Origin of the sequence: Leptolyngbya sp. FACHB-261, assembly GCF_014696065.1 — a bacterium.
Taxonomy (GTDB): domain Bacteria; phylum Cyanobacteriota; class Cyanobacteriia; order FACHB-261; family FACHB-261; genus FACHB-261.
On record NZ_JACJPL010000001.1, the window covers coordinates 121379 to 142659 of the forward strand.

Below are 21281 nucleotides of genomic sequence, written 5' to 3' on the forward strand. Positions count from 1 at the left end.
CCCATGAAAGATTGGCACTGGCACTCTTTAGCCTTGGACGGCCGCAGTGGCAGTCAGGTTTGGCAAGCTCTCTATCGCGATGCAGCGATTACGACATTGCTAGAAAGTCCTAGCGGTACGGCGGGAATGGCAACGGGTCCGCTAACTCGCTACTCAGTTTGTGCAGGCCCACCTCGCCCAGGACGGTTATGGACGCCAGCCCTCGGGGAGATTCTGCCCTTTCTGCGCTCTGGTCTAGCAACGGCTGGCTCAGCCAACGCTCCAGCCCCAGACTTGCCTTTCACGGGAGGCTGGCTGGGTTGGCTCGGCTATGACTTGGCCTGGGAGTTGGAAAAGCTACCTCATCTCAAAGCCGATACCTTGCCTTTCCCAGTGGCCTATTGGTATGAGCCCGAGAGCTTCGCCGTTTTGGATCACCAGTTGCAAATCCTCTGGCTAGCGGCAACTGAGCTAGAGGACTTAGAGCGTTTGAGTGCAAACCTGGTTAATTGGGTTCCTCAGATAGCCAAGGTTGAGCAGGATCTGCGCTCTGAGGTCGAAGAGGCAAGGGCAGTTCGGCTGCTCACTGACCAGACAGCATTTGAGACCCTGGTGAGCAAGGCGAAAGCTCACATTCGAGCCGGAGATATTTTCCAGGCCAATCTATCTTTGCGCTTCGAAAGCGATTATCAGGGCAACGGCTGGTCACTCTACGAGCGTTTGTACCAAATCAACCCCTCACCCTTTGCCAGTTATTGGCGCACTCCCTGGGGCGAGGTGATCAGCGCATCGCCGGAACGTCTAGTGCAACTGGTCGGACGCAGGGCCCAGACTCGTCCGATTGCAGGCACCCGACCTCGGGGTCTAACCCTGGCGCAAGATCAACAGTTGGAGCATGAGTTAATCGCCAGTGCCAAGGAGAGTGCTGAGCACGTCATGCTAGTAGACCTGGAACGCAATGATCTGGGCCGAGTTTGCGAGTGGGGATCGGTGCAGGTCGATGAATTATTGGTCGTAGAACGCTACAGCCACGTTATGCATATCGTTAGTAACGTGATCGGTACGCTGCGCCCTAATATCTCGCCCATCGACTTGGTTGGAGCCGTGTTTCCAGGCGGCACGATCAGTGGTTGCCCAAAGGTACGCTGTCTTGAAATTGTGGAAGCGCTGGAACCAACGCGGCGGAGCTTATTCTATGGCTCCTGCGGCTACCTCGATCGGCGCGGCTATTTAGATCTCAATATTTTGATCCGCACTTTATTGAAGGTTGGCTCCCAGGTTTGGGGGCAAGTGGGAGCAGGCATTGTGGCAGACAGCAATCCCGAGCGGGAATGGCAAGAGTCCTTGCACAAAGCCCAGGCTCAATTGCTGGCCCTAGGCGCGAGGTTGCCCCGCTAAGCAGCCAAAAGGCTAAGCAACCAAATTAGGCAGCCTAAAGACTAGGCAGCATCAGAACAACCGGGCAGTTCACGACTGATTAAGCTACAGATAATTTCGGGGGAGCGGGAGCGGGTTTCAATGATGCGAGCGCCTGCGTTCTTAGCCCGACTTTTAACCGGGATCGAATCTTTATGACCGAAGGAGCGGATCAGCGAAACCACAATCATGCCCGGCACCAAATGATAGTCATTGAAGCAACCTCGGCTGAGGTTAACTGTCTTGGGTAGCCAACCATGCTGACGAATCGCCTGCTTCAGGGACTGAATCCCTTCCATGCCGATTTCTGACTTAAACACCAGAATCACACGGGGCAGATTTTCTTCGCACCTAGCAGCGGGTTTACTCACCCGAACTGGGGTTGGCAACACTGGTGGTGGGCAGATGGGCTGAGGTTGAGGTAACGCAGGCGCCAGAGTGACGCTCAGAGGCGGTTCAGGCAGGTGAATGTAGCCGCCCCAATCCAGGCCTTGGTCAATCAGACGAGAAACAGTTTCGGTGCGAACCAGCTCAGCTTCTAGCGTATCGAGCAGGGTACTGCTATCGATAAAAAGATCTTCTAGAAACAGACTGCGAGCCTCCCGATCTAAGTGACATAAAAGCCCCCAGGCATTGAGGCTGGGAGTTGGGTTGGCCTCTAGCCAATTGCGAGCTTTAGCGGCTAGAGAAGTATCAAATCCTCGCCCCCGTAGTTGCTCTAGGCGGGTTTCTGGCCAGAGTAGATCACGCCAAAAAATGTTGAACCAGCCAACCGGACGTTCTAAGTGCTGCCAATTCCAGCCCAGAACATCGGGCAGCGCGGTGAGTAACCCTTCACGCTGAAGCCATTCCCCAACTAGCGCATCAGCCATTAAACTGCCGAAGACAGACTCAGGGTAATCGCGTTCTACCGCCGCTGCCGTAGCGACCTGCCGGGCTCGTTTCTGAATTGGAGCGTAGTGGTCTTCCCGCCGACTCCGCCAGCACTGGATATAACGACTGCGTTCGACGTAATCAGGGCGGCTGGGTACACTGTGGATCGCAGTTTGAAATAGATCCAGTGGGGAACCGGGACTCACCGTTGCGTAAGCAAGGTCCAATTCGAGGCTTGGTTTCTGGCTATTCAGCATAAGGGGTTCGCTTATCCAGGACTCGTCAATATCCAGAGGTACGCGAGAACAGCACCCGCCTCTGGCTAAACGGCCTTGGAGGGAGCTTACTTAAACTCCGCGCATCTGCCAATATTAGGCACGCTGAAAACAATGCGACTGCTGCTGGGATTTAATGCCTCAGCTCGTCGGTGTTGCTGTGCCGCTGGTCTTAAATGTATCGCTACCCTAACTGACAACGGCCCAGACAAACGTGTGCTGGGATACGAATCACCTTAGACCGTGTATTCTTCCTGAAATTTTGTTCAGTTTTGCCTAGAATGCTTGAAGTTTTGACCTGAATTCTGACCTGAATTCCGACCTGAATCTTGGGGCTCAGCTTCGCTCCAATTGCGAGCGTTTTAGAACAACGAACGACAAAAGGCTGGTTCAAATTCGGGCAGATAATCTGCACAGACAGAGCTTTCCACCGCCTTACCTTCCCAAAGCTCATGGATGGTTTTGGCAGAGGTACCAACCAGGCGGGCTAGAACTTCAGCTGGGATCTCAGTGACGGTAACTGAACCAAAGAAGGCTTCAAAGCTATCGATGAGTTGTTGAGCCCGTAATCTCGGCTGTTGGCGATTGGTGATTTTTTGCAGCCAATGCAACCATTGAATGCGCCGGCTGTAAGCGGCTTGCCGCTCCTGCCTAGACTCCAGGTAGATTAGCTGGGGGTCATTGATTAGCAACACTTGATTGACCCCTTGATCCAAAAAACCACCGAGCGCTGCACCAGGACCGGCAAACTCAGCATGATGCTGCTTACAAAGAATGACGCCACTGCGACGCTGTGGACTGACAGCGATGAGACGATCTAGATTCAGCACAACTGACGCGTCTAGGGAGATGACCTGAGCAGCTCCCGTGGCTTATCAACCACCAGGGTTCGAACTCGTTGCATTTGCTACAAGGTTCTGTAGGAGCCCTAACCGCATCCTAGACGTGAGCTGCTAGCTTGCAAAGCCTGAGATCAGCGATTTGTCTGAATTCACATACTGCTTATATCCGTCTAAACTCTTTGTAAAGCAAGCTTAACCTAGCAACCCTCGAACTCTATAAGGTGCTTTAAAATACAAAGTGGTCAGTACTCAACCGAAACGGCCACTGACGTAGTCTCGCGTCCGCTGATGGCTTGGGGCCTCAAAGATGCGCTGGGTAGGGCCGTATTCAACCAATTGACCAGCACCCGCCTCACCCGCTTTCATGTCGACACTAAAGAAGCCAGTCTGTTGCGCAACCCGAGCCGCCTGTTGCAGGTTATGGGTCACAATCACAATCGTCAGATGCTCCTGAAGCTGCTTGATCAGCTCCTCAATTTTGAGCGTCGCAATCGGGTCGAGAGCCGAGCAGGGCTCATCCATCAGCAACACTTTGGGAGAGACGGCAAGCGAACGAGCGATGCAGAGACGCTGTTGCTGTCCGCCTGATAAACCCAAGGCCGACTGATGCAGCTTGTGCTTGACCTCATCCCAAAGAGCAGCCTGGACCAGCGAGGTCTCAATAATGTCGTCGAGCTTGGCGCGACGGCTAGCCCCATTCAGTCGTGGTCCGTAGGCGATGTTGTCATAGATGCTCATTGGGAAGGGATTGGGCTTTTGAAAGACCATGCCAATCTGAATGCGCAACTGTTGCAGGTTGACCCGCGGCGAATAAATATCTTGGCCGAGGAACTCAACTTTGCCCTGCACCCGCATCGGTGAGTCCAATTCACCAATGCGATTGAGCGACTTGAGGAAGGTCGATTTACCGCAGCCGGAAGGACCAATCAAAGCCGTGACTTGGCGCCTCTGGATCTCCATGTTGACCCCGGTCACCGCCAGCTTTTTGCCGTAATAGATGTCTAAATTCTTTGCGCTTAACATGCCGGTTTACCTCCTGCTTGCGGCCATAGGATTACGAGCAGCCACACGGGAGAGCACGCTAGTAAACAGCACCAAACCAACCAGCAATAGAGAGGCGGTCCAGAGCAGTTCGGTGCGGTTCGGGTCTGGGTCGTTGTAGAAGTTGAAGATCAGCACAGATAGTGAGGCAGTCGGACTGAACAAACCGTCCGTCCACTGGTCAGTAAACAGCGCGGTAAACAACAGTGGCGCAGTCTCCCCTGCAGCCCGGGCCACAGCTAACAGGACACCTGTGACGATGCCTGGTAGCGCCGTTGCCACCACGACTTGCGTTGTCGTTTGAAACTGGGTCGCTCCCAGAGCTACCGCAGCTTGGCGCAAAGAGTCTGGCACCAATTTCAGCGCTTCCTCGGTGGCTCTCACCACAATCGGTAGCATCAGCACCGCTAGTGCCACACTGCCCGCGAAGGCAGAGAACGTCTTTGAGGTATAGACAATCACGGCGTAAGCAAACACACCCATCACAATCGAGGGCACGCCGCTCAAAATGTTGGTAGCAAAACGAATCCAGGCGGCAAGCCAGGTGCCTCGACCAAACTCTGAGATGTAGACCGCCGCCATAATGCCAACCGGCACACTTAGTAGGGAGGCGATCCCGACCATCAGTAAAGTTCCCTGAATGGCATTGCCAAAGCCGTTCGGCTGATCAGTGATTCCGGGTGGAGCCGGTAGGGCGGTAAACGCTTCCAGGCTCAAGTTGGGCAGCCCTCGACGTAAAACCTCAAACAGTACGGCCAGCAAAGGCAACAGCGCCAGGGCCAAAAATAAGAAGGCAAGGACCGTCATGATCCGGTTAAAAAGGACGCGGCCTAACGGCAGGGGCTGAGTGAGGATCTCACTCCCCGACTTACTGTCATCGATCAGGTTAGGGGATTGCATTGATTCTTTGCTCTCTAGGCTCTCTAGACACTTGGTCTAACCAGCCTGCTCAGGTTCGTTCTAATTGGATCGTGCGCACTAGCAATTCGGCAATGATGTTCACCAACAAGGTCAAGCCAAATAAAACCAGTGCCGCGTACATCAGGGCTCCAATGTGAAGCGGCTCGACGGCCTCTCCAAACTGCGTTGCCAACAGCGAGGCGATCGTTTGGGACAGATCCAAAATACTGGGGCTGATCACAGGATTGTTGCCAATCACCATAGTCACGGCCATTGTTTCCCCCAAAGCTCGGCCTAAGCCCAGCATAGTTGCCCCGAGAATGCCCGAAGCGCCTGACGGTAAAAGCACTCTAAAGATGGTCTCCCAACGGGTCGCGCCCAAAGCCATTGATGCACTGCGAAATTCTGATGGTAAGACCAACAGCACATCGCGAGAAATCGCAGCAATCGTCGGCAAAATCATAATCGCCAGCACGATTCCCGCCGTCATCAAGCCAAAGCCGGAAGCAGGTGTACTGAACAGGGGAAACCAACCGAGCTTCTCATTCAACCAGGTTTGAAACGGCAGCAAGAGTGGAATCAGCACGTTGACGCCCCAGAGGCCATAGATCACGCTGGGCACCGCCGCCAATAGCTCGACCATGAAAGACAAGGGAGTCCGTACGGCCCGTGGCAGAAAGTCTTCGGTGAGCACAATTGCTACGCCAATACTGACCGGCACCGCCAAGACTAGGGCAATCAAAGAGCTGACCAAGGTGCCATAGGCCAGGGGCAAAACGCCAAATTTGAGATCCAGAACGTCCCAGTCAGCCGAGGTCAGAAAGCCCAAGCCAAACGCCTGAATGGCAGGCATTGCCCGACTACCAATCACCCCCGCCGTCACCAGCAAGACCCCCACGACAAGCAACGCAAACAGCGCCGTCAGTGAGACAAAGAGTCGGTCCAGGATTCTTCGCAACGAACCGCTAGTGCCAAACTGCACTGGCGCCGACATCGCTCCCTCTGTCATAGGTTGACTACCTGTCTGTTCTGTATTCAGTGAAACTGTATTTAGTGAAAGACTCAGTGAAAAAGTCTGCTCTTATGCTGAGAACCGCCAACCATAAGCACCTTCTACCAGAAGTTAAAGGGGCAACAACTCACTGAATCGTGCCCCTATCTTACGAGTTGATGCCTTAGTTCCCGACCGAGATCGAGTCAGCGGTTTGAATCACCCGTTGTCTCACGGCGCTGGGCACTGTCACGTATTGCAACTGCGGCGCAGTCTGCTGTCCTTGGTTCATGGCATAGCGCACCAGAGCCTTGATAGCGTTGGCTTTATCAGCACTGGGATATTTACGATAGACCAGCAACCAGGTGTAGCCCACAATCGGATAAGCCTCAGCGCCAGCAGGATCTGGTGCAGCTGCCCGGAAGTCAGCGGGCAAGGTGACACTATCTAGACCGGTATCAAATGTCTGCAGCGAAGGCGTAATGTAGCGTCCGGCCTTGTTCTGCAAGACTGCAGAGGGCAAGTTGTTCTGACGAGCGTAAGCATACTCGACATAGCCAACCGAGTAAGGCGTACGGCGAACGGTAGCGGCAACCCCAGGATTACCCTGACCCCTCAACGTGCCCTGAATCCAGCGGGGCGTCGTGCTCGCGCCCACCCGGCCTCTGAAATAGGGATCAACAGCTGCTAGATGGGTCGAGAAAATAAAGCTGGTGCCGCTGGAATCAGCGCGAACCACAGTCCGAATCGGTTGATTGGGCAGGTTGACACCGGGGTTGGTAGAGGCAATCTTGGCATCATTCCAACGTGTGATTTGGCCTGTGAAGATGTCGCTGTAGGCATCACGAGACAGGCGTAAGGGCTGGCTCACCCCAGGCAAGTTATAGGTGACCACGACACCGCCACCGGCCATCGGTAGCGCATGGACGCCGCGACCCACTCGCTGAATTTGCGCACTGGTCATAATCGCGTCGCTGCCCGCAAAGTCAACGGTGCCCGCGATCAGTTGGTTGATGCCACCCCCACTGCCAATGGCTTGGTAGTTAACCCGCGCACCACTGGACCGTCCAAACTCGGAGAACCATCGCTGATAGAGCGGCTGGGGGAAAGTCGCACCAGCACCATTTAACGTAGTACCGCGTTGGGCAACAGCTCCTAGGGTTGGAGCTAGAGCCGCTGTCAGACCAACTAGTGAACCCAACAGGACGCGTCGGGTAATCCGTCTAGACTTAAACATTTTGCTTGCGTTCCTCAACTCTAGCCTCATTAATGCTCCGCCCAGTACATAACGACCGAGACGAACAACTGAGAACTGCATATCAGTTCTCACGCTAGAGTTACTTCATTAAGTGAAGGTAATGAGCAAATTAATATGAGGCCATCAGCAGGCTAAGAATACTAATATTGACTCTATTTTTGTGACAGCTTGCTCAGAATTAGCGCTTCAGCTCAGCTAGATGAGTTCTCTCAACTAACCGCAACCAATGTCTAGTTCTCGCTTACAGCCCATCCTGCCTAACTTGGAGCCTTGTTCAATGTTTCCATTCGCTCTTGGCTTGTATCTAACTCAAAGCCCGACGGTGGCAGGCTTGGTGGTCTGGAGCGTGATGGCGACTGACTCCTTGATTCCAGCGATGGCAACGAGCCCAGCATTAGTGGGTCGATTACCAGTCGACTTAGGAATGGCTAACAAGTTGCAAACTGGATTGCAGGTAACCCTTGACAATCAACTGATCAAGGCCGGAGCGACAGTGGCGATTATCAACAGCGATGGCAGGGTTTGGCTAGGAGCCGCAGGTCTGTCTGACCTGGCAATGAAAACTCGCATGCAGCCCCAAGACCGCCTTCAAGTTGCCAGCATCACTAAAACCTTTGTTGCCACCGTGGTACTGCAATTGGTGCAAGAAGGCAAACTCCGGTTAGACGACCCTATTAACCGATGGCTGCCAACACCACTGGTTAATGACCTTCCTTATGGTCACCAAATCACAATCCGTCAGCTTCTCAACCACACGAGTGGCATTCATGACTACACTGACCCAGACACAGTTTTTGGCAAAAACTTAGTCCCCAATTCTCGTAAGTCCTGGCAGCCCCAAAACCTATTGACCCCAATTAAGGGTCTGAACCCTTATTTTGCACCGGGTACAGTAGGGAAGTGGCGTTACTCCAATAGCAATTACATTCTGCTCGGTCTGGTTGTAGAAGCGATCACGAGTTCCACCCTTGAAACAGAGATCCGCAGACGAGTTTTAGAGCCTTTGAAGTTAGGCGATACTTTTTTCGGTAATGCAGAAGTTATTCCAGGTCGATTAGCGCGTGGCTACTGGGACATCGAACAGCAAGGTGGCCCCACTGATTTGTCTGATGTCAATCTGTCTGCTTACTGGGCTTCGGGAGCAATGGTTTCAACGGCTGCGGACTTAGTTCGGTTTACTGAAGCATTATTTGGCGGGGAATTACTCAAGCCTGACCTGTTAGCCCAAATGACCACATTTGTAGATACCCATGAGGGGGGCGGCTATGGCTTGGGAGTCAGTGCGATCGATACCCCTTGGGGCAAAGCTTGGGGACATGCAGGCAGCCTGTTCGGCTATGAGGCTCTGATGTTATACCTGCCCGACCGTCGAGTTACAGCAGTGGTATTGCTCAATCAGCGTGAGTTGCTTAGTAGCCCTACAATCGACATCTTGGATGCGAGCCTCAGAATTGTATTGGATCCACATTTATCTCTAGAGCCCTAATAGCCTCCTAATAATTAAGCAAAATAGTTCAAACTAACTGATCTAGAGCTTGATCCAAGCCACAAAGAGGCAGTGAAGCAAACTCAGGACTAGTAACTAACGAGAGGTCATGCTCTACCGGATAAGAGAGATTGGCTTCAGCGCGAGTCTTCGTCGCCAGTAGGTCTAAGGGCATACCTAACCGCTCGGCAAAGCCAGCTGCGATTTGCATCCGGTTAACTCGCTGCGGCCCTGCTAAATGCAAGAGGCCTGCTCGCGGTTGTTGTAGGCACTGAGCCAGGGCACGAACAGCATCCGCGACCAACAGAGGCGTGCGAAATTGGTCACTAAAAATTGTGGTTGTACGCCCCGCCTGCCATTCGCTCTCCAGCCAACTCAAAAAGCCCCAGCCTCGCCGTAATAGTAAGCTCAGCCGCACAATTGTTGCTTGTGGATAAACAGCTAGCAACTGTTGCTCAGCCGTCCACTTGGTCTGGCCATAAACTGTGCGTGGTGCTGGCTGGTCAGTGGTTCGATACTGCCCCTGCTCACCATCGAACACCATGTCAGTTGAGGTGAAAATTAGCGGAATCTGCTGCTCACAGGCATAACGCCCCAACACAGCAGTAGCTTCGACATTAGTGCGGTAAGCCAAATCAGGCTGTCGTTGACAGTCAGCCACGCGGGACAGCGCAGCCGCATGCACAATCGCATCGAAGGGCCTTAAAGCCATGAGGTGATCTATCAGCCTTAGCGCTGTCAAATCGACCTCGGCACGACTGAGCGCGACCAACTCGTCCTCAGCCTGAGGCCATTGCTCGATCAGAGCACTGCCCAGCATGCCAGTGGCGCCCGTAATCAAAATACGCATTTTCCGGGATTAGGTTCCAAGCGTTACGGATTCAGGTTAGGTGGTCAGAATAAGCAAGGCAGAGTTTCGCCCCGAGCCTGCCAAAAAGAGGATAAAACAAATGGTCTGGCAACTATTGACTTGGCCTGCTGATGGCTTGATGTGGCTAGCCGAACAGATTCAGGAGCGGGCCGAATCCCAGCTGGATCAAAAAGCTAATCTGCAAAAGGAACTCACTGCCGTTCAGATCCAGTTCGACCTAGGTGATCTTGGCGAAGAAGAGTTCGCTGCTCGCGAAGAGGAACTACTCTTAGCACTTGATGCCATTGCCCAAGCCGAGCAAGAAGCACTGGCTCTAGAAATTCAAGCTGAATAGTCAAACTAGGCAGCCTTGCGTGCATATAGCCTTGGCCTAGCACACCTCTGGAAGAGAGCGCAGGCACAACCCCAAATCGCCCAGCTTCTCCCACAACTGCTCAGAGGTGTAAGGCTTGGCCAGCCAGTCGCAGTCTAGCCAGCAGATGCCCAACTCCTCCAGAAACTGAGGCTGAATAGCCGAGACAAACAGAATTGGTAACTGCACAGGGCGCTGCCGCAGGTGGCGGTACAGTTCCAGCCCGGACATCACTGGCATAGCGATGTCACTAATCACAAGATCAGGTCGAAAGCTAGGCAGTCTTTGCAACGCTTCCTGACCGTTGTTCACACATTGCCACTGGCACTCTAGATGCTTAAGGCTTGCCTCTAGGCACAGCCGGTGTGTATAGCTGTCTTCGACCACCAAAATTCGGTGCATGGGTGTTGACCAACAAGCAGATTCCGAAGGTACGTCTACACCCTTTTATAAATCTACATGGATACCCCGCTTCTGACCTGCCCTTAGACGGAAGGCCATGAGGCAAGGCTTTACAGCCTAAACCCGTAGAGCTTCGCAGTCAAAACGGATACACAAACCAAGAATAGTCTTCCCCAGATCTCATCCATCGCGTAGCATCATAGGACACCTATTTGCAAGTTGCCATCTTGGGAAAAACCATGTGGGCAAAACTGAACAGGGGTGAAAGTTTTTTGCTTTGAGGTTGCAAAGAGCAGGCGTATGGACGACAAACTGATGTTGATGATTCCCGGTCCCACACCGGTGCCAGAGCAGGCGTTGTTGGCTTTAGCCAAACACCCTATTGGTCACCGCAGTGGCGAGTTTTCCAAAGTGATGGCCGAGGTCACCGAGGGGCTCAAGTGGCTACACCAGACCCAAAACGACGTGCTGGTATTGACTGCCAGTGGTACGGGGGCCTTGGAGGCCGGCATTATCAACTTCTTAAGTCCGGGGGACCGAGTGCTCTGCGGAGCCAACGGCAAGTTCGGTGAGCGCTGGGTTGAAGTGTGCACCGCTTACGGCATTCAAGTTGAAACGATCTCTGCTCCTTGGGGCCAAGCCCTAGATCCAGAAGCCTTCCGGCTTCAGCTGGAGGCAGACACCGCGAAGGAAATCAAGGCGGTGATTATCACCCACAGCGAAACTTCTACGGGTGTGGTCAATGACCTGGAAACGATCAACCGCCATGTCAAAGCGCACGGTCAAGCACTGATCATCGTGGATGCTGTGACCAGCCTCGGTGCTATGAATGTACCAGTGGATGCCTGGGACCTCGATGTCGTAGGGTCAGGTTCTCAGAAGGGCTACATGATTCCGCCTGGACTGGGGTTTGTTTCGGTGAGCCCTAAGGCCTGGGAGGCGTATAAGACGGCAAAGTGCCCTCGCTACTATCTGGACCTGGGCAAATATCGCAAAGACGCGGCCAAGAACAGCACCCCTTACACCACACCTGTGAACCTGGTGATCGCGCTACAAACCACCCTACGCATGATGCGGGAAGAGGGACTGGAGCAGATTTTCGCTCGCCACAGCCGTCATCGGGCCGCTACTCGGGCAGCGATTAAAGCCTTGAACTTAGGGTTACTAGCAGATGACGCTAGCGCGGCCTACTCGATTACTGCTGTGCAACCACCTGAGGGCCTGGATGCTGAAAAAATCCGCTCTGTGCTCAAGAAGCAGTTCAGCATCGTCATGGCAGGCGGGCAGGATCACCTCAAGGGCAAGATTTTTCGGATCGGTCACCTGGGCTTTGTGAGCGACCGAGATATTCTAACGGCGATCTCAGCTCTCGAAGCAACCCTACGTGAACTCGGTTATGAAGGGGCAGTGCCCGGTGCTGGTGTGGCGGCAGCTGTACGGGTGCTAGCCAGCTAAGTAGCTTTATTGCTTCAGCTCAGGCTAGCTGAAGTTCAGATCAAGAAGCTCAAATCAAGAAGAGCAGGTCACGAACCTGCTCTTCTTGATGCCTATTCTCTTGTGAATTGATCCTTGTTGGAATTTTCATAGGTCCCAGGTACTTCGGCAGCCGGAGCACATGCAACGTTTCTCAGGCGATGCAACAGTGGCAAGCGGAAATCTAAGCTAACCCTCGAGCCAATCGAAAATGCGCTCCAGTTGCTCTAGAGTGACCAGACCGTACTGCCACAAAATCATCGGCAGAGGACCAGGGTCTTGCTCACGACGACGCATCGCCATAGCAATTGAGTTAGAGGAAAGCGATAATTCTTCCTGGAGGAAGCGGATAAGTTGAGAGGTACTTCTACTGAGTTCCATAAGTTCGGAGGTCATTCTTAAAAAGGGAATAGAAGAGATTTGATATGAACAGTTGAACAGATAGCTAGCTAAATCCTCATCCGAGGGTTCACGGTCTCTGAGAAGCGTTTATAAAACAACCCAGTTTTTTTACGGAACTCACAATGGCTAAGTCAGGCAGAATGCGCTCACCGGACCTATGGCTATAAACCCGGTCCGAGGCCCCAAACCCGACTTCTCAGGTGATGATCTGGAAGCTTGAAGTCAGGATAGGGTTGATCCCCGAGATCAACCTTGTATCTTAAGGGAGAGATCGCCGGATCCTGAAAGCTAGAGTTTGAGGGGTTTTAAGAGTCTGTGAACTTGCCAGTGAACTTTCGGTAAAACTAGCAAAGTAATCAGAAATCGCGTTCCCAGGCTGCCAAGCGAACTAGTTCTGCCTAGCTCTTCGCTAAACCCTCGCCAAACTATAGCCTAAAAGCAGGCTAAAGGCTTAGGGAAAGAGGGAAAGCTTGATTAAACCCTAACCGACAGAATTCTCTACAGAGTCAGCTGACGCTCAGGTGGCTCAAATCCTAGGTGATGCCAAGCTGCAGCTGTTGCAGTTCGGCCACGGGGAGTTCGGTTAAGGTAGCCAATTTGCAGTAGATAGGGCTCGTAAACCTCTTCTATCGTCTGAGGGTCCTCGCCAGTAGCCGCAGCTAGAGTATCGAGGCCAACTGGACCACCATGAAAGGTTTCAATAATGACGCTTAGTAACTTGCGGTCTGTCCAATCCAGCCCGAGCGGATCGACATCGAACAGCTCCAATGCGTCACTGGCGACCTGTTCAGTAATCAGACCAGTAGTTTTCACTTCGGCGTAATCTCGCACCCGTTTTAGAAGACGGTTGGCGATGCGAGGGGTACCCCGTGCTCGTCGAGCTACTTCGGCAGCTCCCTCAAGGTCAATAGTCACGTTGAGCAGTCGGGCAGTCCGTTGCACAATCTCGGTCAGTTCATCAACCTCGTAGAAGCGCAGACGATGAATGATGCCGAAGCGCCCCCGCAAGGGTGAGGTGAGCGCACCTACCCGCGTAGTCGCCCCAATCAGCGTGAAGCGGGCAATCGGAACACTGCGAATACGAGCGCTTTGCCCCTTGCCGATCGTGATGTCGAGCCGGAAATCCTCCATCGCTGGGTAAAGGATCTCTTCAGTCACTCGTGGCAAGCGGTGAATCTCGTCGATGAAGAGAATGTCGCCTGGGGTTAAACTCACCAGCAACCCGGCAATATCTCGGGGGCGTTCTAGAGCCGGAGCGGTGGTGATTTTGATAGCAACTCCCATCTCCTGCGCCAAGATCGTGCTGATCGTGGTTTTACCCAAACCAGGTGGGCCATAGAACAAAAGGTGGTCTAAGGCTTCCCCGCGCGAACGGGCTGCCTGCATAGTGATCTTCAGGACTTCTTTGACGTCCTTTTGACCAATGTAATCCTCTAGCCGCTGGGGGCGTAGGCTCTCTTCCTGAGGATTGTCGCTGCGCTCATCAGCTGCTGCCGTGGGCAGTAGCAGGTCAGCCCCCTTCGCCTTCAGCGACGGAATGGTAGCTGGCTCTGAGGAGGGTCGCTCAGGGTCGGGGGCCTTGGACTGAGAGGAAATAATTGCCATGATTCCCCAAAGTTTAGCAACTCCAAGCTAGATAGTACAGCTGTTCTCTTAGTCTCTTGCCCTAGTAATCTCTTGACCTAGCAGCGTCCAGTGCTTCAAGACCTCCGTTGGGGAACTACTAGGGGCGATGGGCTGGCAGAGGCATGAGTTGTGTTAGCAAGAGTTTGGAGCGCTTTGCTGGTTGGCATTCAGGCAGTGCAAGTCGGGGTTGAAGTGGACGTCTCCGGGGGCTTGCCTGGTATTGCAGTGGTGGGGTTACCAGACGCTGCTATTCAGGAATCCAAAGAGCGAGTCAAAGCAGCGCTGAAGAACTCCGGCTTTGCCTTTCCGATGCGCCGAGTCGTGATTAATCTAACACCAGCCGATTTGCGCAAAGAAGGTCCTTGCTTCGATCTGCCGATCAGCGTTGGTATCTTGGCTGCATCCGAGCAAGCTGATCCACGCTTGTTGGAACAGTACCTTTTCTTGGGTGAGGTGTCATTAGACGGCAGTCTGCGACCGGTTACAGGAGTGTTGCCAGTAGCCGCTGCTGCTCAACGTTTAGGCTTCAAGGGGCTCGTAGTCCCTCTTGATAATGTCGCGGAGGCAGCAATTGTCCAGGGACTGAGGGTATATGGCTTGCGCTCTCTGGCAGAAGTGAGCGAATTTCTAAGTGCACCTGAGCACTTCACTCCGCATCAGCTTTCTGCGAAGCATCCTGACCCGGCAGCTGCCCCTTACGCACCCGATCTAAAAGATGTCAAAGGCCAACAACATGCCAGACGCGCCTTAGAAATTGCCGCAGCAGGCGGACACAACCTGATCTTTGTAGGACCACCGGGCAGTGGCAAAACGCTCCTTTCCCAACGCTTGCCCAGCATTTTGCCGCCTCTGTCATTAGATGAGGCACTGTCAGTGACCCAGATCTACTCAGTGGCAGGCTTGCTCCGCGATCGTGGCAGCCTAGTCAATGAGCGCCCTTTTCGCAGCCCGCATCACTCAGCCTCAGGAGCAGCTTTGGTGGGCGGTGGCAGTTTTCCGAGACCGGGTGAAATCTCCCTGGCCCATAATGGTGTGCTTTTTTTAGATGAATTAACCGAGTTCAAACGGGATGTGCTGGAGTTTCTACGCCAGCCACTTGAAGAAGGCCAGGTTACGATTTCACGGGCTCGACAGTCCGTGGTGTTTCCTGCTCAATTCACCTTGGTTGCTAGCACCAATCCCTGTCAGTGCGGTTACTATAGCGACCCCATCCAATCCTGTACTTGCACTGCACGACAGCGAGAGCAATATTGGGCGAGGCTCTCCGGCCCCTTGATGGATCGGATTGATTTACAAGTCCAAGTCAGTCGTCTCAAGCCCGAGGAAATCACCAGCCAATGCGAGGGCGAGCCGTCCCAAAGCGTTAGGGTGCGCGTACAGCAGGCCCGGGACCGTCAGCAGACTCGATTTGAGGTTGAGCCTGGATTGCGTTGCAATTCCCAGATGCAGACCCGCCATCTCCGCCAGTTTTGCACTATAGACGACACCTCTCGCACCCTACTAGAGGCTGCCATTCGTCGGTTGGGACTGTCGGCACGGGCAACAGACCGGGTGCTCAAAGTCAGCCGCACCATTGCCGATCTGGCTGGGGATGAAATCCTGAAAGCTCACCATTTGGCTGAAGCTATTCAATATCGCACTCTGGATCGCGCTGTGAGTTCTTGAGATCAGCAATAGGCAAGCCAGCAGTTGGTGCTCAGCAACCGCAGTTGGTTTAGGAGCGCAATGTCGTAGAGCGCCTGTATCAAAACAATATTTAAAAATATTAAAGTATTGTTTAGGCTTAGCAAAGCAAAACCTGCTCTTGCAAAATGTGTCTGGTATGACAGCGAATCAAGCCACTTCAAACTTATGCTGCTTTTTCTAATAAGATTCTGTCAAATTGACTTGAGTTATCAAGACTTATAGCATTGTCTCGATTAAACTTGCTTAGGAAAAAGCCAAGAGGGCAGTTGCCTGGACCAGTAGGGACATTGGGTGAATGGCTAGAAGGGCAGCGTGGACAGGCGATTTGCAAGGTTTAAGCCAGCAATATCAACGAACAAAGGCGTTTTTTTGGTTGAGCCTATCCGTTTTTGGCTGCTTCCTCAGCGCTTGTAGCGATACTGAGATTGCTCAAAAAGCAGTTCGGACTGAGCAGGGGACCCAACCCCAAATTGCCATTCCGGAGGAGGTCCCTAAACCTCAGCCACTACCCGTACCTACCCAAGCCAGTAAGGCGAGGGACTTAGGCGACTTCAAGCTCGTTTATGCCTCAGTTGAGAAACCTGAGTATCAAAACCTGGAGCAAGTATTTAAGACATCAGGACAAATCGACTCTCTAGTTGCAGGTCTAAACAAGACATTGGCCCTGCCAACTGACATTACAATCCGCATGACTGATGGCTCTAATTGCTCAAAATCAGGCACTCATTATCGGTTGAGCCAAAAAGAAATTGTCCTCTGTTATCAAGATGCCAGCCGATATGCACAAGAGTTTTCTAAGCACCTGAAATCAGAAGCAGAGATCGCAACCGCCGTCCTTGATGTCAGTAGTTGGGATCTGTTGCACGAGACGGGGCACGCGCTGATTTCGGTCCTACAGCTGCCAATCACAGGCAGAGAAGAAGATGTTGCTGACGAAATCGCAACTCTGAAATTGATAGAAGCTGGCAACGGCTGGGACCAAGCTGCGATGAATGCAGCCAAAGAATTTGCCTATACAGCCCAACAGCAATCGTCAACGAAAGAGCTTTGGGATGTGCATGCCCTGGATCAACAAAGATCCTACAACATCCTTTGTTTTGTCTATGGTAGCAACCCTAAGAAACACGCATCGTTGGTTCAAAAAGGAACATTACCTGAGGCCAGGGCCAACACTTGCGTTGATGAGTACGCTCAGAAAACAGCAAGTTGGAATACATTGTTGTCTGCCTATCTCAAAAATCAAGCTAGGCCGATCACGACTCCTAAATCCTAGTTCTAAGCACAATAAAGTGACTGTTCCTTGACCGCCATGCAGGTAGAAATCACCACCTGGTACCTGGAAATGCTGGCGGCATCTGAGTTGCGTCCTGCACTAACTGCTAAGGATAAGCTCAGTGTCATGCAGGCTGAGGTGCCGCTACCAGAACTGAATCGCTTCTTCTACACAGCAATCGGAGGAGATTGGTACTGGCTGGACCGACTGAGCTGGACCTACCAACGCTGGTTAGATTATCTGAGTCGCCCCGAAGTACAGACTTGGGTTGCTTACCTGTCTGGAACACCAGCTGGCTACATCGAATTGGAAGCTCAGCCCAATCACAATGTTGAGATCGCCTACTTTGGCATTCTGAAACCCTTTGTCGGCCAGCGGATCGGGGGTCATCTGCTCAGCATTGGTATTCAGCAAGCTTGGGCAATGGGAGCCAAGCGTTTGTGGGTCCACACTTGTAGCCTGGATGGTCCTCACGCGCTGAGAAACTACCAGGCTCGTGGGTTTCGGCTTTATCAAGAGAAAGTCTGGGCAGAGGATATTCCTGAAAAAGCTCCAGGTCCCTGGCCCGGAGCTTACTAAACAGTAGGGTCTATCAGCAGGTATCTCTGCCGAATACTCACGCCCACGTAATAAGATGATGGCTCGATGTAGCACATAGGGCACATGGCAGGGTTTCTCGCGATTATTTTGGTGGGATTGGCGCTGGCGCTGCTGCTATTTGAGCTTCAGTACCGGCAGCGACAAGGCAATCAGCTAGAACTTGATACAGGGGACTGGACCTTCGAGCAGATGCAGCCCGAGCGTTATCGGCTCAATGGCCTGTTTACGGCTTACAACCGGACCCGCAAGCTGGAATTAATGCTGCCTCAGGTTTGGGCCGAGGCAACCCTGCTGTCTACCACCAGTTTGGATGGGATTAGCTACAAGCTTTGGGTTACGCCAGAGCATGCTACGGCAGAGGCGCGTCCAGACGGCTACTGGTTCGGCTACATCATCAAAGCTCAGGCCACAACCCGGTTGCGGGTTGATCTAGAGATCCAAGGCCAAGACCTGAGCCAGCTTGATTCTGCCTGGGTTCGTGTGCACTACGTGGTTTACGGCCCTGAAGGGCGTATCTCCAAAACTCGCCATACAGTTGTGCCTCTCAAGTTTCCTAAGCCTCAAGAGGCTCCAGCCTGGCGCGAGACCAGTGCCGGGTCCGTCCTGCCCATCCGCACCCACCTGCTCACCCCCCTGGACACACCGGTTAATATCATTCAGCGCTATGTCAAACCCTATGCCCAAGCTGGGGATGTCATCACTTTTGGCGAGACGCCGATCGCGATCATGCAAAGGCGCTGGCGACACCCGGAAGAGGTCCGTCCAGGCTGGTTAGCGCGCCGAATTTGCTACTATTTCCTGCCCACTTCGAGCTTAGCGACTGCCTGTGGCATGCAAACACTGGTCGATGTCTCGGGAGCTTGGCGAGTACTTTGGGCTTTTGTGGCGGGGGCCTTTGCTAAAAAGTTTTTGGGCAAGCCGGGTATGTTTTACCAGTTAGCAGGGGAACAGGCTCCCCTTATTGATGATGTCACCGGCACACTCCCTCCTTACGACCAGTTCATTGTGTTGGGACCGGACCAACCCGATGCATTGGTCGACCAGGTCAAGACCGAGACTGGTTTGGAGGCTGCTATTGTCGATGTCAACGATCTGAAAGCAGTTAAGATATTGGCAGCAACGTCTGGTGTTTCCAGATCTCTGTTGACCCAGGCGCTGATCGATAACCCAGCTGGCAACGCCGCTGAGCAGACGCCTATCGTCCTGATTAGACCCAAGACCGAAAGCTCAGGAGCCTGAGCGGTGCCCTCATCCCCCGCGACACCATGACCCAGACCTTGCCACCTGAAGCTGAATCACCCAAAGTCGAAGTTGTGGTGCGTCCTGTGCAACACCGGGATTTGGAAGCCGTCGAACGCTTGCTCCTGGAAGCATTTGAGACAGACTATCAACGGCGCTCCATCGACTTTAGCCGTCAGTTGCGTCGGGTTCGACGTTGGTTTGCACCGCTCAAAGTGTTGAGCTGGTTGCCAGGGCGCTTTCAGCATTTCTTCTGCACTCAAGTTGCTGAGCAGGCTGGGCAAATCGTTGGGGTTATTCAGGTTTCACCGTTTAACCGCAGCCACAGCACTTGGCGGGTTGATCATGTTGCCGTGGATGTTCTATCGAGAGGCAAGGGCATTGGCAGCCGTTTGTTGCGCCACTGCTTCGAGAACTTTTGGCAAGCGCGGACCTGGTTGTTAGAGGTTGAGGTCAACAACAAGTCAGCGATGAGCCTCTACCGTGAAAACGGCTTTCAACCTTTGGCTCAGATTACCTACTGGTCACTATCCCCGGAATTGCAGGAGGAGTTGCGGCAGCATCAGCCCGATTTGCCGAACCTGCTACCCGTTAGCAACGCGGATGCACAGCTGCTGCATCAGCTTGATACAGCGGCCATGCCACCTCTAGTGCGCCAAGTTTATGACCGCCACATCGACGACTTCAAGCTCAGCCTGATTAGTTTAGTGCTGGAACTGGCGCGGCAATTAGTCAGCCGCACTGCGATTGTCAGTGGCTATATCTACGAGCCTCAGCGGAAGGCTGCGATTGGGCATTTTCATCTGCGTCTATCGCGCAATGGGACCCAGCCGCACATGGCCCAAATGACGGTTCACCCAGCCTATACCTGGTTGTACCCAGAGTTAGTGGCACAGATGGCGCAGATTACAGCAGGGTTGCCACCGCAACAGTTACAACTCGCCTCTACAGACTATCAACCTGAACGGGAAGCCTACTTAGAGCGAGTTCAAGCGGACCGGGTCGAGCACACGCTGCTGATGTCTCGCTCAGTCTGGCACAAAGTCCGCGAGTGGAAGCCCGCAGCCCTTGAAGGCTTGCAGTTGGCTAGCGTGATTCCTGGATTCCAACCTGCCCACAAGCCTGTGCCAGGTCGGATTGAAGCAGAGCCAGCCGTTCAGCCAGTTCCCCTCAAGCTGAAAGTTCATCCCCGTAACTCCAAGGGGGATGGCCCCTCCCAAAGTCCAGCGAGTTAAGCACCCGTGGTTTCTGCCTTGGGCTTGGATATCGGACGAAAGCGAATCGGCGTGGCTGGTTGCGATCGCACCGGCCTCATTGCCCATGGCTTGATGACTCTTGAGCGGCGCTCCTGGGCTCAGGATGTGGCTCAGCTGCAAGCGCTGGTGAAAGAGCGGCAAGTCGAAGTGCTAGTTGTGGGCTTGCCGTACCAAATGGATGGCTCCTTAGGTTTTCAGGCGCGGCAAGTGCAAAAGATTGCCCGAGGACTGTCTCAAGCGTTGGCTCTACCATTGGAATATGTGGATGAGCGGTTGACCTCTTTTCAGGCTGAGCAGTTGCTATTGGCAGAAAATCGGTCACCTTCGCGCAATCGAGGCTTAATTGACCGTAAGGCAGCGTGCCTGATTCTGCAACAATGGTTAGACCAGCGCCGTTTGCAAGCAGGAGAGGAGAGTCGCAATCCATGACCGATCCAGTCAAGGTGGACGGGGATGATATGTCCGATGAGACCATCCTGTACCTGAAGGACGAAGCCGGACTATCGTTGCCCTGCTATGTCGAGCGCGCCTTTGAGATTGACGGCGACGACTACGTTCTGCTCCAGCCCGTTGACTATCCAGTCCAGATCTTTGCCTGGGAAGCAACTGATGAAGATGAAAACACTCTGGCGGATCTTGAAGATGATGAATTAGCAGAGGTGTTCCCTACGGCCCAAGCGGTTTTGGCTGAGCAAAACCTGACGCTCAAGCGAACCGCTCACACCTTAACCGTTGATGGGGATATCGCCGAGCCTGAAGAGGAAGATATCTTTTCTATAGAAACCGACGAGGACAGCGATGTCGAAGGTGAGTTTCAGAAACTAGCTAGCTTCTTTCATGAGGAACAGGAATACGCAGTTTTCACTGCGCTTTCCCCACTGCTGTTCTTTGCTCGTCTAAAGAACGCTACTCAGGTAGACTTGCTCTCGCCTGAGGAGTTCCAGAAGATTCAGCCGATGCTGGCCATGATTGAAGACAGCCTGTTTGATGACGAGGACGAATAGTCGGTAGTCCTTGATCAGGTCTCTAGCCCCAGCGTC

General features: G+C 53.2%; 21 protein-coding genes. 11 read left to right on the top strand and 10 right to left on the bottom strand.

What is annotated here, in order from left to right:
- Nucleotides 1-3 precede the first annotated feature (3 nt).
- Entirely contained in the window at nucleotides 4-1377 is a 1374-nt protein-coding gene (locus H6F94_RS00555; protein ID WP_190800283.1) for an anthranilate synthase component I, read from the top strand.
- A gap of 41 nt (nucleotides 1378-1418) precedes the next feature.
- Here H6F94_RS00555 and H6F94_RS00560 read toward each other — a convergent pair whose 3' ends face one another.
- The 6 genes from H6F94_RS00560 to pstS form a co-directional block, all read right to left on the bottom strand.
- The gene (locus H6F94_RS00560; RefSeq protein WP_190800284.1) at nucleotides 1419-2525 is read right to left on the bottom strand and encodes a hypothetical protein; all 1107 of its coding nucleotides are present in this window, start codon (nucleotides 2523-2525) and stop codon (nucleotides 1419-1421) included.
- Nucleotides 2526-2905: 380 nt separating this feature from the next.
- Nucleotides 2906-3373 carry a hypothetical protein gene (locus H6F94_RS00565; RefSeq protein WP_190800285.1) on the bottom strand — a complete coding sequence of 156 codons (468 nt, stop codon included), beginning with the start codon at nucleotides 3371-3373 and terminating at the stop codon, nucleotides 2906-2908.
- Nucleotides 3374-3634: 261 nt separating this feature from the next.
- Nucleotides 3635-4408: a phosphate ABC transporter ATP-binding protein PstB gene (gene pstB, locus H6F94_RS00570; RefSeq protein WP_190800286.1), complete on the bottom strand. Its 774-nt coding sequence runs from the start codon at nucleotides 4406-4408 to the stop codon at nucleotides 3635-3637.
- Between the two features lie 6 nt (nucleotides 4409-4414).
- Complete coding sequence (gene pstA / locus H6F94_RS00575; protein ID WP_190800287.1) at nucleotides 4415-5326, bottom strand: phosphate ABC transporter permease PstA; 912 nt, start codon at nucleotides 5324-5326, stop codon at nucleotides 4415-4417.
- 49 nt (nucleotides 5327-5375) lie between these two features.
- The gene (gene pstC / locus H6F94_RS00580) at nucleotides 5376-6320 is read right to left on the bottom strand and encodes a phosphate ABC transporter permease subunit PstC (RefSeq protein ID WP_242040914.1); all 945 of its coding nucleotides are present in this window, start codon (nucleotides 6318-6320) and stop codon (nucleotides 5376-5378) included.
- 181 nt (nucleotides 6321-6501) lie between these two features.
- A complete protein-coding gene (pstS, locus tag H6F94_RS00585) occupies nucleotides 6502-7554 on the bottom strand; it encodes a phosphate ABC transporter substrate-binding protein PstS (protein ID WP_190800289.1) in 1053 nt (350 codons plus the stop codon).
- 298 nt (nucleotides 7555-7852) lie between these two features.
- On the opposite strand from pstS, the gene H6F94_RS00590 reads away from it, so the two are divergent.
- Complete coding sequence (locus tag H6F94_RS00590; protein ID WP_190800290.1) at nucleotides 7853-9061, top strand: serine hydrolase domain-containing protein; 1209 nt, start codon at nucleotides 7853-7855, stop codon at nucleotides 9059-9061.
- A gap of 28 nt (nucleotides 9062-9089) precedes the next feature.
- On the opposite strand, the gene H6F94_RS00595 is transcribed toward H6F94_RS00590, so the two are convergent.
- Nucleotides 9090-9911 carry an SDR family oxidoreductase gene (locus H6F94_RS00595; protein WP_190800291.1) on the bottom strand — a complete coding sequence of 274 codons (822 nt, stop codon included), beginning with the start codon at nucleotides 9909-9911 and terminating at the stop codon, nucleotides 9090-9092.
- A 100-nt stretch (nucleotides 9912-10011) separates the two neighbouring features.
- On the opposite strand from H6F94_RS00595, the gene H6F94_RS00600 reads away from it, so the two are divergent.
- Entirely contained in the window at nucleotides 10012-10266 is a 255-nt protein-coding gene (locus H6F94_RS00600; RefSeq protein ID WP_190800292.1) for a gas vesicle protein GvpG, read from the top strand.
- A 36-nt stretch (nucleotides 10267-10302) separates the two neighbouring features.
- Here H6F94_RS00600 and H6F94_RS00605 read toward each other — a convergent pair whose 3' ends face one another.
- Nucleotides 10303-10686: a response regulator gene (locus H6F94_RS00605; protein WP_190800293.1), complete on the bottom strand. Its 384-nt coding sequence runs from the start codon at nucleotides 10684-10686 to the stop codon at nucleotides 10303-10305.
- Between the two features lie 300 nt (nucleotides 10687-10986).
- Between H6F94_RS00605 and H6F94_RS00610 the strand changes: the two genes are divergently transcribed.
- Nucleotides 10987-12141 carry a pyridoxal-phosphate-dependent aminotransferase family protein gene (locus H6F94_RS00610; protein WP_190800294.1) on the top strand — a complete coding sequence of 385 codons (1155 nt, stop codon included), beginning with the start codon at nucleotides 10987-10989 and terminating at the stop codon, nucleotides 12139-12141.
- Nucleotides 12142-12348: 207 nt separating this feature from the next.
- Here the strand turns inward: H6F94_RS00610 and H6F94_RS00615 are convergent, their stop codons facing one another.
- Both H6F94_RS00615 and ruvB read right to left on the bottom strand, forming a co-directional pair.
- Nucleotides 12349-12555, bottom strand: coding sequence for a DUF2949 domain-containing protein (locus H6F94_RS00615; RefSeq protein WP_190800295.1), 207 nt, complete (start codon nucleotides 12553-12555; stop codon nucleotides 12349-12351).
- Between the two features lie 504 nt (nucleotides 12556-13059).
- Nucleotides 13060-14166 (bottom strand): Holliday junction branch migration DNA helicase RuvB, encoded by a 1107-nt coding sequence (ruvB, locus tag H6F94_RS00620; protein ID WP_190800296.1) that lies wholly within the window; start codon nucleotides 14164-14166, stop codon nucleotides 13060-13062.
- A gap of 150 nt (nucleotides 14167-14316) precedes the next feature.
- Here ruvB and H6F94_RS00625 point away from each other — a divergent pair, with 150 nt between their 5' ends.
- The 7 genes from H6F94_RS00625 to H6F94_RS00655 all read left to right on the top strand — a co-directional run bounded on the left by H6F94_RS00625 (nucleotide 14317) and on the right by H6F94_RS00655 (nucleotide 21245).
- Entirely contained in the window at nucleotides 14317-15852 is a 1536-nt protein-coding gene (locus H6F94_RS00625) for a YifB family Mg chelatase-like AAA ATPase (RefSeq protein WP_190800297.1), read from the top strand.
- A gap of 394 nt (nucleotides 15853-16246) precedes the next feature.
- Entirely contained in the window at nucleotides 16247-17146 is a 900-nt protein-coding gene (locus tag H6F94_RS00630; RefSeq protein ID WP_190800298.1) for a DUF4344 domain-containing metallopeptidase, read from the top strand.
- 36 nt (nucleotides 17147-17182) lie between these two features.
- Nucleotides 17183-17725, top strand: coding sequence for a GNAT family N-acetyltransferase (locus H6F94_RS00635; RefSeq protein ID WP_190800299.1), 543 nt, complete (start codon nucleotides 17183-17185; stop codon nucleotides 17723-17725).
- 84 nt (nucleotides 17726-17809) lie between these two features.
- Nucleotides 17810-18985: a F420-0:Gamma-glutamyl ligase gene (locus tag H6F94_RS00640; protein ID WP_190800300.1), complete on the top strand. Its 1176-nt coding sequence runs from the start codon at nucleotides 17810-17812 to the stop codon at nucleotides 18983-18985.
- Nucleotides 18986-19011: 26 nt separating this feature from the next.
- Nucleotides 19012-20220: a GNAT family N-acetyltransferase gene (locus H6F94_RS00645; RefSeq protein WP_190800301.1), complete on the top strand. Its 1209-nt coding sequence runs from the start codon at nucleotides 19012-19014 to the stop codon at nucleotides 20218-20220.
- A gap of 6 nt (nucleotides 20221-20226) precedes the next feature.
- Complete coding sequence (ruvX, locus tag H6F94_RS00650) at nucleotides 20227-20670, top strand: Holliday junction resolvase RuvX (protein ID WP_190800302.1); 444 nt, start codon at nucleotides 20227-20229, stop codon at nucleotides 20668-20670.
- A complete protein-coding gene (locus H6F94_RS00655; protein WP_242040915.1) occupies nucleotides 20667-21245 on the top strand; it encodes a DUF3727 domain-containing protein in 579 nt (192 codons plus the stop codon). Before ruvX ends, H6F94_RS00655 begins: the two co-directional genes overlap by 4 nt.
- Nucleotides 21246-21281 lie beyond the last annotated feature (36 nt).

Coding starts and splice junctions, on each gene's coding strand:
- H6F94_RS00555 (WP_190800283.1), top strand. CDS start 4: ATGAAAGATTGGCACTGGCACTCTTTAGCCTTGGACGGCCGCAGTGGC.
- H6F94_RS00560 (WP_190800284.1), bottom strand. CDS start 2,525: ATGCTGAATAGCCAGAAACCAAGCCTCGAATTGGACCTTGCTTACGCA.
- pstB (WP_190800286.1), bottom strand. CDS start 4,408: ATGTTAAGCGCAAAGAATTTAGACATCTATTACGGCAAAAAGCTGGCG.
- pstA (WP_190800287.1), bottom strand. CDS start 5,326: ATGCAATCCCCTAACCTGATCGATGACAGTAAGTCGGGGAGTGAGATC.
- pstC (WP_242040914.1), bottom strand. CDS start 6,320: ATGTCGGCGCCAGTGCAGTTTGGCACTAGCGGTTCGTTGCGAAGAATC.
- pstS (WP_190800289.1), bottom strand. CDS start 7,554: ATGTTTAAGTCTAGACGGATTACCCGACGCGTCCTGTTGGGTTCACTA.
- H6F94_RS00590 (WP_190800290.1), top strand. CDS start 7,853: ATGTTTCCATTCGCTCTTGGCTTGTATCTAACTCAAAGCCCGACGGTG.
- H6F94_RS00595 (WP_190800291.1), bottom strand. CDS start 9,911: ATGCGTATTTTGATTACGGGCGCCACTGGCATGCTGGGCAGTGCTCTG.
- H6F94_RS00600 (WP_190800292.1), top strand. CDS start 10,012: ATGGTCTGGCAACTATTGACTTGGCCTGCTGATGGCTTGATGTGGCTA.
- H6F94_RS00605 (WP_190800293.1), bottom strand. CDS start 10,686: ATGCACCGAATTTTGGTGGTCGAAGACAGCTATACACACCGGCTGTGC.
- H6F94_RS00610 (WP_190800294.1), top strand. CDS start 10,987: ATGGACGACAAACTGATGTTGATGATTCCCGGTCCCACACCGGTGCCA.
- H6F94_RS00615 (WP_190800295.1), bottom strand. CDS start 12,555: ATGACCTCCGAACTTATGGAACTCAGTAGAAGTACCTCTCAACTTATC.
- ruvB (WP_190800296.1), bottom strand. CDS start 14,166: ATGGCAATTATTTCCTCTCAGTCCAAGGCCCCCGACCCTGAGCGACCC.
- H6F94_RS00635 (WP_190800299.1), top strand. CDS start 17,183: ATGCAGGTAGAAATCACCACCTGGTACCTGGAAATGCTGGCGGCATCT.
- H6F94_RS00640 (WP_190800300.1), top strand. CDS start 17,810: ATGGCAGGGTTTCTCGCGATTATTTTGGTGGGATTGGCGCTGGCGCTG.
- H6F94_RS00645 (WP_190800301.1), top strand. CDS start 19,012: ATGACCCAGACCTTGCCACCTGAAGCTGAATCACCCAAAGTCGAAGTT.
- H6F94_RS00655 (WP_242040915.1), top strand. CDS start 20,667: ATGACCGATCCAGTCAAGGTGGACGGGGATGATATGTCCGATGAGACC.